Here is a 16,446-nt window from a genome sequence, read left to right on the forward strand (position 1 = left end):
CTCACCCGATCTTCAGGCTCGCCGCCTGCTTCACGATGCCCACGGCCTTGATCGAAATCTGGGAGCCCTTCAGCGTGACGGGCCCGCCGTTCAGCTTGATCGAGCTCCCGCCGCCGTTGAATTTGCCCACGCCGCCGCCGAGGACGATCGTCGGCGCTTGCACGATGTAATCGCCCGCCACGTTGCGCAGGTGGACCCCGCCGATGAAGTTCTTCACCCCCTTGGCCTCGGTGGAGATGGCCCCGACCATGTGCAGCTCGCCGGCCAGGTTCGTGTGGTCCTTGCTCGTCGCGACACTTTCGACGCTCGTGCCGGCGACGAGATGCACGATGGCGAGGCTCGCCTTCTCGTCGTAGGTCGAGAGCATGTTGTCGTCGATCGAGGCGAGCGAGACGTTCGCCTGGATGGAACCGACCTCGCGCGTGAACGCGCCCGTGATCTGCTGGCGCACGCCGCACGAGATGGTGATCTGGTTCCCGCCCACCGTGTAATCGCGTGTCCCGTCGACCTTCTCCACGAAATCGGCCTTCGCGTGGAACTGGTCATTGCCGCCGACCGACGTGGTCTGATCCCCTTTCACCTTGATCTGGAGCGCGTTGCCCACGTCGATCGACTGATTCGCGCCCACCGAGGTCGCTTCGTTCGCGCCCACCGAGACCGCGTAATTGCTTCCGACGCTGTGCGTCTCGTCCACGCCGACGGTCTCGTTCTTGTCGTTGCCCGTCGTGACGTTGAGATCCTTCTTCGCGGCGATCGACATCCCCTGGCCGCCCGCCGTATCACCCATCTTGATCTCGTTGTGACCGGCGCCTCCCGGCGTGGACATGCTCTTGAGCGAGCTATCGGCCGCGGCGCCGGGCAGCGCATACGGCGGCGTATTCTCCGCATTGTAGGCGCGTCCGAGCACGAGCGGACGATCCGGATCCCCGTCGACGAACCCGACCGAGACCTCCCAGCCCACGCGGGGCAGGACCATCGATCCGCCGAGGCCGAGCTGCGATACACGCAGCCACACGCTCGACGTATCGTCCTGTTTGCCCGAGCGATCCCAGAGGAAACGCACCTTCACGCGGCCGTATTTGTCGACGTGCACGCCTTGCGCCTCGTTCGACGGGCCGGTCACGACCGCCGTCTGCACGCCGCGGATCCGGGGCTTCTTCGTGCGCTTCGGCGCGGCGAACGGCGCGCCCTTGGGGATCGCGGTGAACTCGTTCTCCGAGGCATCCCCGCCCTGCCGCCCGCGCGCGCGGAGCTCGGTCACGACGAACGCGCCGTTGAGGAACGGCTCGCGCGCCCCCTCGACCATCATCGGCGCGCCACACACGAGCCCCGCCGCGCGACTTTTCCCTTGGCAAACGTCGGTGTCGCCCCGGAGCGCGCTCAGCCTTCGGTTCGCCTTGCGTGATCCCTCGGCGCCCGCGACGAACCCGCCCGGATACTCGAAATGCCGGAGCGGAATCGGCCCCGGCGCCGGGACCGCCGCCGTGGGGAACACGTCCGGCTTCTCGAAGTCGTAGTCGCGCAGCTCGATCTCCGTCGGTCGCAGCGTCTTCTTGCGGTGAAGCGCGACGAGCGGCTGGGCGCCCGCGCCGAGGCCCTTGCGGCGCGAGAGCAGCACCGGCTCCGCCCCGTCCTCCCCCACGAACGCCTCCGGAGCGTCCGCGAAGACGAGCTTGTGCCCCTCGGCGCCGTGCGAGAAGAAGTAGAAGATGCCCTCCTCCTCCAGAAGGCGATGGACGAAGTCAATCTCCCTTTCGTGGTATTGACAGAGGAACTCGCGCGGCGCGTAGGTCTGCCGCAGCCGCCATTCCACGTCCTCGTCGACGCCGGCCTCGCTCAGGACGGCCTTGACGACGTCGACCGGGCTCTTGTCCTGGAAGATGCGCGATCCCTCGCGGTGCTCGAGAGCGGCCAGGGCCGGACGCAGCCGGAGATGGAAGACGAAGTCGCCGCTGCGATAGGCGAGGAGCCCGGCGCGATCGGGGAGGCCGTCGTAGTAGCGGATCCCGCCGCGCCCATCGACGACCTGGAGGAGGACCCGGCGCTGCAAACACGCGTCCACGCGAAAGGCCGGATCCCGGGTCGAAAACGCCACGTCGACGACGTAGGGCAACGAGATGGCCTCGTGCGCGTCGTAGGACTGGACCTGCACATCGCTGGGCAGATGTTCTCCTGCGAGGATGATCTGACCGAGGGCGCCCTCCCGCATGCTGGTCTCCCGGTTCGAAGTGCTGCAGGGCAGCTAACCAGAAGTGAGGCGCGCCAGCAACAACTCTTCCACGGAGCCCCGTGCTGTCTTACGCTGACGCGAACCGCAACGCAGCGGCGGAGGCACCGATGGCCGGTCGCAGGGAGACAGAAGAGGCCGCGCAGTTCGTGGAGGAAGCAGAGGCGGCGCCGGCAGGCCCGCGGATCTCGCTCGAGGAGCTTTTGCCCGACCTCCCGGTCGGCGCCCCATCGCCTGCGCAGAACACGCGCAGCCGGCTGCCGTCGTTGTGCTCGGCCCGCCTCGTCTCGCTCGAGGGGCGTCGCGCGATCATCACGTGGCGAGGAAACACGGATCCGGTCGAGGCCGAGCTCGCGCCCGAGGTCGAGGAAGAATTGCTCCTCCTCGCGCTGCGAAACCGCGACGGCGTGCTCGTGGAGATTGGCGACGAGGACAGGCCCGTCATCGTCGGCGTGCTGCAGACGCGAATTCCCCGCGAAATGCACATTGCGGCAAACAAGGTCTCGATCGACGCGGCCGAGGAGCTCGTGCTGCGCGCCGGGCGCGCGGCCCTGCGGCTACGCGAGGACGGGGACGTCGAGCTCGTGGGAAGCCGCATCAGCGCCGCGTCGCGGGGGCTATTTCGGCTCGTAGGACGGATCTTGCGGCTCAACTGACGTGCGACGCGTGCGCAAACCGCATTGCTTGCGTGATTGAGCAAGGCGCGAGCAGGGCTCGGATCAATCGCCGACGTCCTCACCCGCTGCGACGGTCTGCCCATCAGGCGTTACGAGGACCTCGAGGTCCTGCCCATTCTTGCTGATGTGCGCCTCGAAAAAAACCCGACCGCCAGGCAGGGTGTACATCTCGACCTTGTCGAGCTTGCCGCCCTGCGCCCATTGCCGGATGGTATCACGCGCCGCAGGGGAGACCGACTCGAACGTGACTTCCCACTCCTTGCCTTCGTCGAGGAAGTCCTCGAGCGACTTGCCCCCCGTCTCCACGGGCGACGGGTCCATCCTCTGCTCCTGGCTCTGCGCGGTGGCTGCGGCCGGCGCGGCGATCAGAGCAAGCGCGAACGACGTGAACAAGGGCCAGCGTTTTTGCTTCGTCATGTCTTCGTCCCTCCGCTCGTGTCGTGCTGGTCAAAACACGCACAACTCGCTCTGAATTGCATGCGAACGGAATGCCGCGCCGCCCGTCGCGTGCGTTCCGCTCCCTGGCCTGCTCGACGCGACGTCCAGCCGCAGCCGGGGGCCGACGGCCAAGGCCGCCTCAATGGCTGACCGGCGAACACGCGTGATGTTCCCTTGCAACCCGAAGAGCGCCTGGGATGCTGGAGGCTCCGCGCGATACATGAGAAACGGGGTTGGATCATGGTGCTTCGAAGGTGCGTCTGGCTCGTCTCCGTCGCGCTCGCCGGCTGCGCGAGCGCGGCGCCGCCCGTCACCTGCCCCGAGCCGAACGCGCAGGTCGCGTCGCCGCCCACGCCGCGCGTCGCGGCTGCGAACCACGAGACGCCTGTGAACGCCGAAACGGATGCGAAGACCCCCGAGGACTCTCACGGTGCACACGCTCGCCGCGCTGATGATCGCACAGAGCGACAACACCGCGACCGACGCGCTCATCCACCTGCTCGGCCGCGCCGCGATCGAGAGACACGCGCCGGGTAACACGCCGCTCCTGACGACGCGCGAGTTCTTCGTGCTCGAGACACCGCAAAACGCCGCGCTGCTCGAGCGCTTCCGCGCGGCCGATCCGGCCGGCCGGCGCGCCATGCTCGACGAGCTCCGGAAGACCCCCCTGCCATCGCTCGAGGCCTACACGCACGATGGGCCGCGAGCCCTCGATGTCGAATGGAGGTTCACGGCGCGCGACCTGTGCGCGCTGCTCGAAAAGACGAAGGACCTGCCCGTCGCGCGGCTCAACCCCGGCCTCGCTTCGCCGAAGGAATGGGACGTGATCGCCTACAAGGGCGGCTCGGAGCCGGGCATCCTGAACCTCTCCACGTGGGCGGAACGAGGCGGGCGCCGCCATTGTATCGTCGCGACGTGGAACCACACCGAGCCGCTCGACGAGGCGCGCTTCTACGAGCTTTACCGAGCGCTGCTCGCAGGCGCGCGGGCCGAACGCCGGGGGCGATGAAAAACCTCGAAGGTTCCCGGAAGCTTCAGCGCACTTCGCCGGTTTGCCTCTTGCATCCGGACGGAGGCGTCACAGGTTTACGGTGTTCGTGACTTTCGAAGTGTGGAGACAGCGAATGAAAGGAAAATTCATCAGCCGGATCGCCCTGTTCGTATTGACGAACCTGGCCGTCGTGGCCATGCTCGCCATCCTTGCCCACGTCTTCGGCCTCGAGCGCTTCCTCGTGCAGCAAGGGGTGCGGATCAACCTGCCAGGGCTCCTCGTCACGGCCGCGGTGATCGGCTTCGGCGGCGCGCTGATCTCGCTCCTCCTGTCGAAGACCATGGCCAAGTGGAGCACCGGCGCGCACGTCATCGACGTCCCTCGGACCGCCGAGGAAGCCTGGCTCGTGCAGACCGTGGAGAGGCTCGCGCGCGACGCAGGCATCGGGATGCCCGAGGTCGCCATGTACGACAGCCCGGAGATGAACGCCTTCGCGACGGGCGCGCGGCGTGACAAGGCCCTCGTGGCCGTCTCCACGGGCCTCTTGCGAGGCATGCGGCGCGACGAGGTCGAGGCCGTGCTCGGTCACGAGATCGCGCACGTCGCCAACGGAGACATGGTCACGCTCACCCTCTTGCAGGGTGTGCTGAACACGTTCGTCATCTTCCTGAGCCGCGTCGTGGGCTTCCTCATCGACCGGTTCTTGAGCCGCTCCGACGACGGCGAGGAGCGAGGCCCGGGCATCGCCTACTTCGTGAGCAGCCTGGTCCTGCAGATCGTGTTCGGCATCTTCGCGAGCTTGATCGTCGCCTGGTTCAGCCGGCGTCGCGAGTTCCGCGCGGATGACGGCGGCGCCGAGCTCGTCGGCAAGCAGCCCATGGCCCGCGCCCTGGACAGGCTCCGCATGCAGCAAGGCGAGCCGAGCCACTTGCCCGCCAGCATGCAGGCCTTCGGCATCCGCGGCGGCCGCATGATGGCCCTCTTCTCGAGCCACCCGCCCCTCGAGGACCGCATCGAGAGGCTCCTCTCCGCGGAAGGAAGCGCCCGCGGCGAGCACCAGAAGCCCTACGCCCGGCGATCCCGCGTCGTGTGAACGGGCAAAGCGGCTCCGCGCGGGCAGGTCCCTCGACCTCCGTCATCGGTCTTCGACCCGTTCAAGCAGGTCCCGGGACCTCCGGATCGACGTTGCGCTCGGTTCAAGCAGGTCCCGGGACCTCCCGGATCGAGCTTGAAACGGTTCAAGCAGGTCCCGGGACCTCCCGGATCGACGTTGCGCTCGGTTCAAGCAGGTCCCGGGACCTCCCGGATCGATGTTGCGTTCGGTTCAAGCAGGTCCCTCGACCTCCCGGATCGATGTTGCGCTCGGTTCAAGCAGGTCCCGGGACCTCCGGGTCGAGCTTGAAACCGTTCGCGCAGGTCCCTCGACCTCCGGATCGAGCTTGAAACCGTTCGCGCAGGTCCCTCGACCTCCGGATCGAGCTTGAAACCGTTCGCGCAGGTCCCTCGACCTTCCCAAGGTCACCTCGCGAACAGCTCGTTCAGCGCCGGGAAGGAGAGGGCGGCGTCGAAGAGCTTCTCGTACGAGCCGTGCTCGAAGAGGTCGACGCAGGCCCGGCGTGCCGCGCCGAGCGCCGCGAGGCCCAGCCAGGGTCCGGCGCTGAGACGCCGGACTCCGTACGCCCTGAGATCGCGCACGCTCGGCAGTCCCGGCACGGCCAAGACGTTGAGCGGCAGCGACGTGGAGCGCGCCAGGGCTTCGATCGCCGAAGGCGCCGTGACCTTCGGAACGAACAGGCCGTCCGCTCCCGCGTCCGCGTAGGTGCGCCCGCGCGCGAGCGCCTCGCCCTGCGCGCTCTCGGGCGGCGGCCCGTGGCCCATGAACACGTCGATGCGCGCGTTGATGAACACGTCCGCGATCTTTGCCTCGCGCTTGCACGCGCGGATCTTGTTCGCGAGGACGTCGGGCGGCCCAACCCGATCTTCGAGGTTCACGCCGACGGCACCCGCATCCGCGATCCGCGCCACCGCCTCGACGACAGCGGCGGGATCATCGGAATAACCACGCTCGAGATCGACCGTCACCGGCACCGACACGACCGCGACAATCTCGCGCACGGCCGCGACCAGCGCGTCGAGCGGCAGGCGTTCGCCGTCCGGGTAGCCGTGTGCCCAGGCAAGCGAGGCGCTGCTCGTCGCGATCGCCTCGGCGCCCGCGGCCTCCACGACGCGCGCCGAGGCCGCGTCCCAGACGTTCACCAGAACGAGGAGATGGCCTTCCGCGTGCAGCGCGCGGAATCGCTCGGCACTCTCGCGGAGCGTCATCGGGACCTCGTGCCCACGGTCATCCGGAAGGCGATGGCCAGGCGATTCCAGACATTGATGGCGGCCACGGCCAAGGTCAGCTCTGCGAGCTCCTCGTCCTTGAAGTGCCGGCGCGCCTCCTCGAAGACCGCATCCGGCACACCATCGCGGCCGAGCTCGGTCACGGCCTCGGCCCACGCGAGCGCGGCGCGCTCGCGATCGGAGTAAAATGGTGCCTCTCGGTACGCGGAGAGGAGATAAAGCCGCTGCTCCGCCTCCCCGGCGGCGCGCAGATCCTTGGTGTGTATATCGATGCAGAATGCGCAGCCGTTGATCTGAGAGACCCGCAGATAGACGAGCTCGACGAGGCTGCGCTCGAGGCCCGATTTTCGCACGTGCTCTTCGAGGCCGATGAGCGTGCGAAAGGCCTGAGGGGCGACGGTTTTGTAGTCGAGGCGTTGCGTCATGAGTTCCTCCTTGTGCAAGGGGATAGCGTCGCAGCGGTCCACGTGTAAGCTCCACTTTGCCCGCAACGCACTGGACCACTTCGCCCGCCATGAGCCGCCGCACGCGTGTCCCCGAGCTGCCGATCCCCCTTCACGAGCACGGCGTCCCCCTGCACCGCGCAGCCTACGACGCGCTTCGCGGCGCGATCCTCGAAGGACGCCTCCGGCCGGGCGCGCGCTTGCCCTCGACGCGTGATTTCGCAGAGCAGCTCGGGGTCGCGCGCGGCACGGTCGTCGCGGCGTTCGATCAGCTCGCGGCGGAGGGCTACATCGTCGGCCGTCGGGGCTCCGGCACCTTCGTCACGCGCGATCTGCCCGACGCGTGGCTCCAGGTCAAACCCCGGGGCACGAAGCGACGCGCTCGGCCGCGCGCGCCGCACCTGTCGCGCTGGGGTGCAGGGCTCGACGGATCGACAAACCCGTTCGCCAGCGGTTCCGGCGCGCTGCGGCCCTTCCGCACGCACCTCCCGGCCCTCGACGCCTTCCCCCACGAGGCGTGGAGCCGGATGGTGGCCCGCGCCGCGCGGCGCTCGGTGGGCACGCGCCTCGCCGACATCGACATCCGTGGCGTGCGCGCGCTGCGCGAGGCCATCGCGGAGCACCTGCGCGTCGCGCGGGGCGTCTCGTGCTCGGCCGAGCAGGTGATCGTCCTGCCCAGCGTGCAGCAGGCGCTCGACATCACCGCGCGGCTCGTCCTCGATCCAGGTGATCGCGCCTGGATGGAAGATCCGGGCTACGCGGGCGTGCGCCCCCTCCTCGAAGGCCTGGGTGCGGAGATCGTCCCGCTGCCCATCGACGGGGGCGGGCTCGACGTCGCCGCCGGTATCGAGCGTGCGCCGGATGCGCGCTTCGCTTACGTCACGCCGGCGCACCAGGCGCCGCTCGGCGTCACGCTTTCCATCGAGCGCCGCCTCGCGCTGCTCGATTGGGCCACGACGCACGGCGCGTGGATCTTCGAGGACGACTACGACAGCGAGTTCCGTTACGAGGGCCGTCCACTCGCGGCGCTTCAAGGGCTCGATGGCGCGGGCGTCGTCATTCACGCGGGGAGCTTCAGCAAAACGATGTCCCCCGCGATGCGGCTCGCCTATGTGATCGTGCCGGACGCGTTGCTCGACCGGTTCGTCACGGCGAAGAGCGTGCTCGATCGTTTCACGCCGCCGCTCGCGCAAGTGGCGCTCGCCGAGTTCATGGGCGAGGGACACTTCGTTTCCCACCTCCGGCGAATGCGCGAGCTCTATGCCGAACGGCGCTCGGCGCTGCTCGAGGCCATCGCGTCCGAGCTCGGGGGCGCCGTCGAGGTGATTGGCTCGAACGCCGGCCTCGATCTCTGCGTGTGGCTGCCTCCCGGCGTGGACGACCGCGCCGCTGCCCAGGCGCTCGCCGCCCATGCGGTGGTCGCCACGCCGCTCTCGGCGGTCGCGATACGCCCGCTCCAGCGCGGCGGGCTCCTGCTCGGTTTCGCCGCGTTCAAGCCTGTGAGGCTTCGAGCGGCTGTCGTCGCCATGGGCGCGGCTCTCGCGCCGCTCTTGCGCGATCGAGAACGAGGCTGCAGCTAGCTGTCGAGCTCGTCCTCGTCGTCCTCGTCATCATCCTCGTCGTCCTCCATGAGGGCCGCCGGCACGTCGCTCGCCGCGATCTCGCGTATCGGCTCGCTGGGCGCGAGCCCGAGGAGCGCCTCGACCCACGCGAGGTTTTCGCCGACCGGCGCGTTGCGCGACCTCGCCGGGTCGGCGAAGTGGACGGGGGCGCCGTTCGCGCGCGCGAGGATGACGCCGTGAAGCGCGTGGAGCGCCGCACGGAGCAACTCCGGCGCCGTGCGGACGATGCGGGTGGGGACGACGACGGCGAGCGACACCACGGGCTCGCCGAAGATGGACGCCAAGAGTTTGTCTTACAGCCCGCCGCGTGCGCGGCTCTCACGAAGGGCCCGATCGCCGCCGCATCCTCGGCGAGCGACTCATGACACGCGATCGCCATCCACGCGCCGTCCACGCAGCACTCCCAGCCCCGTCCCTGGACCACGACGCCGCCGCTGTGCGCGGGCAGGGTCCGAAGGTCGTCCCCGAACGCGTCGCGCAGCGCGGTGACGAGGTGCTCCCGCGGGAGGGGCGGCATCCCGCTCGGATCCTGGTGCTCGAGTGCTTCGAAAAACCGGGATGGAGCAGCCGGCGAACCAGGCCACACGACGAGGTCGAAGGACACGAAGCGCTTGTAGTTTCAGGCCCGTCCAGAGACCAGGAGTTTGTGTCTCCGACGCGGGCTGCCGGCGTCTCCGGGGCCGGGCGCTGATTTCAAAGCTCGCCGATCAGGGTGAGGCCGACGCGATCCGCGGAGGCCATGGGCACGACGGCCATCACGCGGGGGAAGAAGGGGCGCGAGGCCTTGGCAGAAGGCGCCTCGACCACCTCCGTGGAGAGCACGGCCATATCGATCGCAGGAGCGGCGAGGACGCCAATGAAGCCGCCGAGGATCATCGAGACGCCCGGAATATCGTCACGGCCCCATTGCAACCCCAGCCCAGCGCCAATCCCAGCCGTGGCGAAGGGGAGGCAGAGGTTCAGCGCGAGGCTGCCGAAGCCCTTGCCGATGTGACCGTGCGACCAGTGCACGATGGGCGGCACGAAGGCCCGCAAGCCCAAGGTGATGGGCCCGAAGAGCACGAGCTTGACCGACGACAAGGGGAAGGCCACGGCGTCGGCCGCGCCGATGCCAATCAGGGTTTGCCACCCATACCAGCGCCGGACTTGTGTCGGGGGCGGCGCGGCGTGCGCAGCAGGCGACGCCCCGGGGGCCGGAGGCGGCTCCGCGGCTCGTGCAGAGGAGATACCCGCCCCGAAGGCGAGCGCGAAAGCAAGCATGGCCAGGCGTGTCATCCGCTCGCTTATACCATTGTTTGCAGCCTGCGACGTCGGGGTTTCGACCCTCCTTCACGAACTCGTCCGGCAGGAGTGGCGCAATCGCTCGATTTTCCTCACCCGCTGGATCACGTTGACAGGGCGGAGGGACGCTCGTAGGCATGTTATATGGGGGAACTTCGGAGATCCGAAGTCGCGGCCGATCTGCCCCGACTGTCGCACCTGCGGCCAAGAGCGCTCGCGCCGCGGATGGCCGGTCCGGTCCTGCCCCAGTCCCTCGCCGCGACGACCTCGAGCGCCTCGCGGCTCGGGTCGTTCGCGAGCCTCGCCGTTCCCCTCCCTTGTCGACGCGCAGTTTCTGCTCGGATGGTTGCCTCCGAGAGCCGTGGCGGAGCTTTCCAGCGCCTGTCCGATCCGCCCCCCGAGGGTGGTGGCGCCTGCTCGACGCCAGGCATGCGGAGGACATACCCATGACACGCCTTCCGACGGAACCAGGAACGGTTCAGCTCAAAGGGTATCACGTCACCGCGAAGACCGGCGAGAGCGCGGGCTCCGCCACGTATCGAGCCTACCGCGAGGTCGACGGGGTCGAGGTGGCGATGAAGGTGCTGCACACCGATTACACGCGGATGGCCGACATCACGCGGTTCAAGCACACCTACGGCATCATCAAGCGCATCGATTCGGAGAGGGTCGTCAAGGTACACGATGTCGAGGAGCACGCGGATGGGCTGATGCTCATCACCGAGTATTTCCCGGGCACCGCGCTGTCCGCGAAGCCCCCCGGCAAGCTCGACGTCCACGCGTTCCTTGCCGCCGCCGTCTCGATGGCCGAAGCCCTGGCCGACATCCACCGGCGCGGTCTCATTCACGGCGACGTGAGGCCTCCGAACATCCTGCTCGGCGAGGGCGGTCAGGTGAAGCTCACCGGATTCGGTGTCGATTCGATCGTGACGCGTGAGAAAGAGGAGATCTACAGCTCCCGCGTCCTCTCGGAGGTGCTCCCCTACACATCGCCCGAGCAGACCGGCCGCATGAACCGCAGCGTGGACTACCGCACCGACATGTATTCGCTCGGGGTCGTATTCTACGAGATGCTCGCCGGGCGAAAGCCGTTCGAGGCGATGGACCCGCTCGAGCTGATGCACGCTCACATCGCCGTGAGGCCGGTTCCCCCTTCGGAAATCAACCCGGAGGTGCCCGACGCGCTCTCTGCCATCACGATGAAGCTCCTCAGCAAGAACGCGGAGGACCGCTACCACAGCGCCGAGGGGCTGAAGGCCGATCTGGAAGAGTGCCGGTGGCAATGGGAAGAGAGCGGCCGCATCGGGTCGCTCAGCCCCGGCCAGCACGACAGGAGAGATCTCTTCCAGATCCATCAAAAGCTCTACGGCCGCGAAGGGGACATCCGAGAGCTCATCGAGTCGTTCGACGCCGTGCTCCAGGGCAAACGCGCGATCGTCCTCGTCTCGGGTTATTCGGGCATCGGCAAATCGTCTCTCGTCCAGGAGATCCTGAAGCCGCTGGCGCGCGAGAAGGGCTATTACATCAGCGGGAAATACGACCAGCACAACCGCGACACGCCCTACCGCGCCATCGTTCAGGCGTTCGACTCGCTCATCAAGCAGCTCCTCTCCGAGAGCGAGGAGAGAATCACGAAGTGGCGCGACGCCATCCTGGACGCCCTCGGGAGCAACGGTCAGGTCATCTGCGACGTCCTCCCGTTCTTGAAGCACATCATCGGCGAGCAGCCGCCCGTCCCCGCGCTCGGCCCGGTCGAGGCCCAGAATCGATTCAACCTGTATTTCCAGAACTTCGTGTCGGTATTCGCCAGGCACGCCCACCCGCTGGCCATGTTCATCGACGACCTGCAATGGGTGGATTCGGCCAGCCTCAGCCTGATCACGACCATTCTCGCGAACGATCGCATGGAATCGCTCTTCTTTTGCGGTGCTTATCGCGACAACGAAGTGAGCCCGACGCATCCCTTCATCGTCGCGCTGGAGGAGCTTCACGAGAGCGGTCTCGAGGTGGTGAACATCGTCCTCGAACCCCTCCGGCTGGGCCACCTGATCGAGCTCATCAAGGACAGCCTGCAGACCACCGACGGAGGCGCGCTCGCGAACGCGGTTCTGAAGAAGACCGGAGGCAACCCGTTCTTCGTGAAGCAGTTCATGAGGCACCTTTACGAGACGAAGGTGCTCGTCTTCGATCCCAAGGCGGGCTGGGGCTGGGACCTGCCGCAAATCGCGAGGCTGGAGTACACCGACAACGTCCTCAGCCTCATGGCGGAGACCATTCGGCGCCTGTCGCAAGCGACGCAGGAAGTGCTGCGGCTGGCCTCGGCGATCGGCAACATGTTCGAGCTGGACGTCCTGAACACCGTCAGCGAGCGCCCTCCCGAGGAGACGTACGGGAGCCTCGACCGAGCCCTCGGTGAAGGTTTGATCGTGAGCGCCGACGAGCGGTACCGCTTCGCGCACGACAAGATCCAGGAGGCAGCATACTCGCTGATCCCGGTGAGAGATCGACCGGCGTTTCACTACCGGATCGCAAAGCTCCTGCTCGGCAAGGTGGATTCCGACGCGGGGTGCAATGTGTTCGACATCGTCAATCACTTGAACAGCGCGGGCGACCTGATCGACGCCCCGCAAGAGCGCATGCAATCGGCCCGGCTGAACCTCGAGGCTGCCGGGCGGGCAGAGGAGTCGGCGGCCTTCACCGCGGCGTTGAAGTACCTGGAGCACGGCATGGCGATGTTGCCCGAGGACGCGTGGACTTCCGATTACGAGCTGGCATTCGTCTATCACACGAAAAAGGGTTGGATGGAGTCGCTCTGCGGGCGGCACGACGACGCGCTCGCGACCCTCGCGGGCTGCTTCGATCATGCGAGGGGACGCCGCCACAGGACAGAGGTGCGGCGCATGAAAATGAACGTGCAGATCCTCAAGAACGATCTGCCCGCTGCCCTGGAAGAGGGGCTCGCGGCCCTGCGGGCATTCGACATCCACTTGCCGCCGTACCCCGATGACGGCATGCTCGCCGCCGAGTTCGATCGGACGATCGCCATGATCGGCGATCGCCCCATTGCATCTCTCGTCGACCTTCCCACTTTGAACGATCCCGAGATCGCCGTCCTGCAGGATGTCCTGCAGGAGATGTTCTCGCCCACCTATCAGCTCGGCACGAACAATTTCGGCATCACGGTGATGCGGATCCTGCAGAATACGATCGAGCATGGCGTCTCGAGGAATTCGATCTACGCGTACGTGAATTTCGGGACGCTCCTGTGCGCCAGGCTCGATATCGACAAGGGGTACGAGTTCGGGCGGGCGGCGGTCCGCCTCAACGAGATCCATCCGGACAAGAAGTCCGAGTCCATGCTGTGCAACATGTGGGGAGCGTGGGTCCAGCACTGGAAGGACACCTACGAGGACTCGAAGGCTTCCCTGCGCAAGGGCATCCACGCCGGCATCGAGACGGGGCAATACATCTGGGCTTTCTACAACACGTGCAACGTGACCCAGAACAGTCTGCTCCGCGGGGCGCACCTGCGCGAGGTCATCGAGGAGGCGAAGCTGTACCTGCCGCTCTGCAAGCTCGACAAATTCAATACGATCACGTGGTTGGTCGGGATGGTCGCGCAGGTCGCCGAGGAGCTCGCCACGCCGGCCGAGGGCGAGCGGACGCACGCGGGGGGCTGGGTGGACATCGACGCCGTCGCGGAGGAGGCACGCAGGATCAACAACCAGGCGTCCCTCTACTTCTTGAAGGTCTTCAACGTCCTCGCCGGCATCTTCCAGGGCGCGTACGAGGAGGTGGCGGAGATCTGGAGCTCGACCGACCCGAGGAGCCTGGGAATGCTGACGGCATGGCAGGTGTTTCCCTGCTATTATTTTTATGGCGGGCTTTCCTTCTCGCGTGCCGCCGAGACCGCCGCCCCAGCGCTCAGGGAGGCTTACCTCGCGAGGCTCGTGGAATGCGCGCGCAAGGTGGAGTCCTATGCGCGGTTCGGCCCGGCGAGCTTCCGCCACCGCAACCTGATTCTGCAAGCAGAGCTCGCCCGGGTCGAGAGGCGCGAAGGCGCGGGCGCCCTGTACGATAACGGGATCGCCGCCGCGCGGGAGGGGCGATTCCACCACGATGCGGCGCTGGCCAGCGAGCTCTGCGCCCGCCATTACCTCGACATCGGCCGGGAATTCCTGGCGTGCGCCTACATGACCGAGGCGCATCGCTTGTACGCTCGCTGGGGCGCCTTTCGGGTCACGGAGCGCCTGGAGAGAGACTTCCCGCACCTCGTCCAGCGCGAGGCGACGCGCCGACCGACCGCTCGCCAATCCTCCGAGCGCTGGGGCGCGGCTCTGCAGGCCGAGCAGCCGAACCAGGGCGAGACACGCAACCCGTGCCAGCAGGACCGGAGCGCGTCGGGGCCTCCCGCCTGGTTCGACGCCTCGTGCTCGGAGCTCGACTTCGCCACCGTGCTCAAGGCCTCGCAGGCCGTCTCCGGCGAGCTCGTCCTCGACCGGCTCCTCGAAACGCTGCTATCGATCGCGGTCGAGCACGCGGGGGCCGAGCGGGGCCTCTTGATCCGCCCTCGTGGCGCCGAATGCGACATCGAAGCCGAGGTCGTCACCGTGCGCGACCGGGTCGAGGTCACCCTGCGCCAGGCGCCCGTCACCCAGGACGACCTCCCCACGGCCATTCTGCATTACGTGATTCGCACGCGGGAGACCGTGATCCTCGACGACGCGGCCGCGCCCAACCTGTTCTCGGAGGACGCCTATGTGCGCGAGCGGCGCCCCCGCTCCGTGCTCTGCCTCGCCCTCGTGAAGCAAGGCACGCTGGTGGGCGTGCTTTATCTGGAGAACAACCTGACCCCGCGTGTCTTCACCGCCGATCGGATCGCCATGCTGGAGCTCTTGGCCTCCCAGTCGGCCATTTCCCTGGAAAATGCCCGCCTCTATACCCAGCTTCAGCAAGAAAACAGCGAACGCAAGCGGGCGGAGCAGGCGCTGCGGGAAAGGGAAGCGCGGATCCGGCGCCTGGTGGACGCCAATATCATCGGGATCGCGTTCTGGGATCTGGGTGGCGGGATCACGGACGCGAACGATGCATTTCTGCGCTTCGTCGGCTATAGCCGGGAGGATCTGGTCTCCGGAAAACTCCACTGGACGACGATGACGCCGCCGGAATCTCAAGCGGCCACCGAGCGGGCGCTGGAGGAGATACGCTTGACGGGCCAGTTCAAGCCTTTCGAAAAAGAGTTTTTCCGGAAGGACGGCAGCCGCGTCCCGGTGCTGCTCGGCGGTGCACGATTCGAGGGGTCGGACAGCGAGGGTGTCGCGTTTTTCCTCGACTTGACCGAGCGCAAGCAGGCGGAAGAGCGCCAGAAGATCTTGCTGAACGAGCTGAACCATCGGGTGAAGAACACGCTGGTGATCGTGCAAGCGATCGCCGGGCAGACGCTGCGCATGGCAGACTCGCCCAAGGCCTTCACGGAAGCCTTCGTGGCCCGGCTCCTGGCCCTTTCCCAGACGCACAACCTCTTGAACGAGACCTCCTGGCAGGGCGCCAGCCTCCACGACATCGTATGCGCCGAGCTTGCGCCGCACGCCCATGGCGACGCCGGCCGCTTCAGCCTGGCCGGTGAGGACGTGCGCCTCCGCCCGGAGGCGGCGGTGACGCTCGGCATGGTCTTCCACGAGCTGTCGACCAACGCGGCCAAGTACGGAGCGTTGTCACTGCCGTCCGGCCACGTGCAGGTCACGTGGAACGTGAACACCTGCGCGGCCGAAGGGCGGATCCACCTGGAATGGCAGGAGATGCACGGGCCGCCGGTGCAGGAGCCACGCCGCAAGGGATTCGGTTCGCGCCTGATCGAACGTGATCTCGGGCGCCAGCTTGCCAGCGAAGTGCACCTCGAATTCCTGCCCGAGGGCGTGCGTTGCGTGATGGACCTGCCCCTGGAGCGCGTGGCCGTATGACGAACCCGGATCCCAAGAACGCGGGTGTGCTGCAGGGACTACGTATCCTCATCGTCGAGGATGAAGCCATGATCGCCTCGTTCCTCGAAGACGCCCTGACCGACCTCGGCTGCGAGGTGATCGGCCCGGCCTTGAACATGAAGGACGCGGTTCGGTTGGCCCGCGAGGCGAGGATCGATGGGGCGGGCCTGGACGTCAACATCGCCGGCGAGAAGGTCTATGCCGTGGCCGATATCCTCGCCGAGCGGGGTCTCCCGTTCGTCTTCATGACCGGATACGGGAAAGCAGGGCTGCGCGAGTCCGATCGCGGCCGGCCCGTGCTGCAGAAGCCGTACAGTCTCGATCGACTGGTGGAAATCATGACGCAGTGGCGATAGCCGCGGGGCACGAGCCCCACGTTCCACGGCCGTAGGCAGCGCCCTGCCCAGCGCGATCCGGCGAGGCGCCGCATGGCGCAAACCCTG

General features: G+C 67.3%; 12 protein-coding genes. 6 read left to right on the plus strand and 6 right to left on the minus strand.

Annotated elements, in window-relative coordinates; translation table 11 throughout:
* Position 1: 1 nt before the first annotated feature.
* Positions 2-2,209, minus strand: coding sequence for a type VI secretion system tip protein TssI/VgrG (tssI, locus tag QHF83_RS13225; protein WP_282418165.1), 2,208 nt, complete (start codon positions 2,207-2,209; stop codon positions 2-4).
* Between the two features lie 128 nt (positions 2,210-2,337).
* Here tssI and QHF83_RS13230 point away from each other — a divergent pair, with 128 nt between their 5' ends.
* Entirely contained in the window at positions 2,338-2,883 is a 546-nt protein-coding gene (locus QHF83_RS13230; protein ID WP_282418166.1) for a hypothetical protein, read from the plus strand.
* Between the two features lie 63 nt (positions 2,884-2,946).
* Here QHF83_RS13230 and QHF83_RS13235 read toward each other — a convergent pair whose 3' ends face one another.
* The gene (locus QHF83_RS13235) at positions 2,947-3,321 is read right to left on the minus strand and encodes a hypothetical protein (RefSeq protein WP_282418167.1); all 375 of its coding nucleotides are present in this window, start codon (positions 3,319-3,321) and stop codon (positions 2,947-2,949) included.
* Positions 3,322-3,745: 424 nt separating this feature from the next.
* On the opposite strand from QHF83_RS13235, the gene QHF83_RS13240 reads away from it, so the two are divergent.
* Positions 3,746-4,351, plus strand: a complete 606-nt coding sequence (locus QHF83_RS13240; protein ID WP_282418168.1) for a serine hydrolase — start codon at positions 3,746-3,748, stop codon at positions 4,349-4,351.
* 130 nt (positions 4,352-4,481) lie between these two features.
* Entirely contained in the window at positions 4,482-5,426 is a 945-nt protein-coding gene (htpX, locus tag QHF83_RS13245; protein ID WP_348980443.1) for a protease HtpX, read from the plus strand.
* 425 nt (positions 5,427-5,851) lie between these two features.
* On the opposite strand, the gene QHF83_RS13250 is transcribed toward htpX, so the two are convergent.
* A complete protein-coding gene (locus QHF83_RS13250; RefSeq protein ID WP_282418170.1) occupies positions 5,852-6,655 on the minus strand; it encodes an isocitrate lyase/phosphoenolpyruvate mutase family protein in 804 nt (267 codons plus the stop codon).
* On the minus strand, positions 6,652-7,101 hold the full coding sequence (locus tag QHF83_RS13255) for a carboxymuconolactone decarboxylase family protein (RefSeq protein ID WP_282418171.1): 450 nt from the start codon (positions 7,099-7,101) through the stop codon (positions 6,652-6,654). The genes QHF83_RS13250 and QHF83_RS13255 overlap by 4 nt, the downstream gene beginning before the upstream one ends.
* An 89-nt stretch (positions 7,102-7,190) precedes the next feature.
* Here QHF83_RS13255 and QHF83_RS13260 point away from each other — a divergent pair, with 89 nt between their 5' ends.
* On the plus strand, positions 7,191-8,699 hold the full coding sequence (locus tag QHF83_RS13260; RefSeq protein ID WP_282418172.1) for a PLP-dependent aminotransferase family protein: 1,509 nt from the start codon (positions 7,191-7,193) through the stop codon (positions 8,697-8,699).
* On the opposite strand, the gene QHF83_RS13265 is transcribed toward QHF83_RS13260, so the two are convergent.
* On the minus strand, positions 8,696-9,025 hold the full coding sequence (locus QHF83_RS13265) for a hypothetical protein (RefSeq protein ID WP_282418173.1): 330 nt from the start codon (positions 9,023-9,025) through the stop codon (positions 8,696-8,698). The genes QHF83_RS13260 and QHF83_RS13265 overlap by 4 nt on opposite strands.
* 409 nt (positions 9,026-9,434) lie before the next feature.
* Complete coding sequence (locus tag QHF83_RS13270; protein ID WP_282418174.1) at positions 9,435-10,016, minus strand: hypothetical protein; 582 nt, start codon at positions 10,014-10,016, stop codon at positions 9,435-9,437.
* A gap of 452 nt (positions 10,017-10,468) precedes the next feature.
* Here QHF83_RS13270 and QHF83_RS13275 point away from each other — a divergent pair, with 452 nt between their 5' ends.
* Together QHF83_RS13275 and QHF83_RS13280 are read left to right on the plus strand one after the other, a co-directional pair.
* Positions 10,469-15,982, plus strand: coding sequence for an AAA family ATPase (locus QHF83_RS13275; protein WP_282418175.1), 5,514 nt, complete (start codon positions 10,469-10,471; stop codon positions 15,980-15,982).
* A complete protein-coding gene (locus QHF83_RS13280; RefSeq protein ID WP_282418176.1) occupies positions 15,979-16,359 on the plus strand; it encodes a response regulator in 381 nt (126 codons plus the stop codon). The genes QHF83_RS13275 and QHF83_RS13280 overlap by 4 nt, the downstream gene beginning before the upstream one ends.
* Positions 16,360-16,446: the final 87 nt, after the last annotated feature.

Source organism: Polyangium sp. 15x6 (assembly GCF_029960785.1).
Classification (GTDB): domain Bacteria; phylum Myxococcota_A; class Polyangia; order Polyangiales; family Polyangiaceae; genus Polyangium.